A 1,456-nucleotide genomic window follows, 5' to 3' on the forward strand; every position below is an offset into this window, starting at 1 on the left:
CTCGACCGTCTCGTCGGCCTCGGCCACCGCCTCGATGTCGTGCATCGTCTCCTCGCGCGGGGCTGCGATCTCGGCCGGCGGGGCGAGCATGGCGACCGGCCCCGGTTCCTCGCGCGCACCCTCGCGCGGCGTCTGCGCGCGCAGACGGTCGATGCGGTGCTGCGTGCCGCTCAGCGCCGCGTCGGCGTCGAACAGCACGCGCATCTGATAGCGCCGCTCGATCGTCGCGAGCCGTTCGCGCTTGTGATTGAACAGGTACAGCAGCAGCGCCGGCGCGACATGCACCATCACCTCGGCCGCGCGCTGGCGCGCACCCTCTTCCTCGATCGCGCGCAGGACGTGGATCGCGGCGCTTTCCGTGGTCCGCACGAGCCCGATGCCGTTGCAGTGCGGGCAGGTGGTGAAGTTGGTCTCCGCCAGCGACGGGCGCAGCCGCTGGCGGCTCATCTCCAGCAGGCCGAAATGGCTGATATGGCCGACCTGGATGCGCGCGCGGTCGCCCCTGAGCGCATCCTTGATGCGCCGTTCCACCATCGCGTTGTGCTTCTTCGACTCCATGTCGATGAAGTCGATGACGATCAGGCCGGCGAGATCGCGCAGGCGCAGCTGGCGGGCCACCTCGTCGGCGGCCTCCAGATTGGTGCGCAGCGCGGTTTCCTCGATGTTGCGCTCGCGGGTCGAGCGGCCGGAGTTGACGTCGATCGCGACCAGCGCTTCGGCCTGGTTGATGACGAGATAGCCGCCCGATTTCAGCTGCACCGTCGGGTTCAGCATCGAATCGAGCTGCGCCTCCACCTGATGGCAGGTGAACAGCGGCGCCGTCCCCTCGGTGTCCTTGTGCAGGATCACCTTCCGCGCGTGGCTCGGGATCAGCATGTTCATGAAGTTGCGGGCGGCGCGCCACGCTTCCTCGCCGTCCACCACGATCTCGTCCACGTCGCGCGAATAGACGTCGCGGATCGCGCGCTTGATGAGGCTGGCTTCCTCGTAGATCAGCGCGGGGGCGACCGACTGCATCGTGTGTTCGCGGATGTCGTCCCACAGCCGCATCAGGTATTCGCAGTCGCGCTTGATCTCCGGCTTCGGCCGGTTGGCGCCGGCGGTGCGGACGATCAGGCCCATGCCGTCGGGGATGTCGAGTTCGGCCATCACCTCCTTGAGCCGCTTGCGGTCGGCGGCGGAGGTGATCTTGCGCGAAATCCCGCCGCCGCGCGGCGAGTTCGGCATCAGCACGCAGTAGCGGCCGGCGAGCGAGAGATAGGTGGTCAGCGCGGCACCCTTGGACCCGCGCTCCTCCTTGACGACCTGCACCAGCATGATCTGCCGGCGCTTGATGACCTCCTGGATCTTGTAGTTGCGGAGGTACCTGATCGGGATCGAGCGGCTGTGCTGGTCGGGCTCGGCGTCCGCCTCGCCGCCCACCGTCTCCGGCGGCGGCAGGTCGGCGGCCGGCTCC

General features: G+C 68.5%; 1 protein-coding gene. It reads right to left on the bottom strand.

All coding sequences use genetic code 11. The features are described from left to right. Positions 1–1,456: Rne/Rng family ribonuclease (locus B8460_RS15090; RefSeq protein ID WP_148360631.1), on the bottom strand; the 1,456-nt coding region annotated here is incomplete at both ends.

This window comes from Acidisphaera rubrifaciens HS-AP3 (assembly GCF_000964365.1).
Lineage (GTDB): Bacteria > Pseudomonadota > Alphaproteobacteria > Acetobacterales > Acetobacteraceae > Acidisphaera > Acidisphaera rubrifaciens.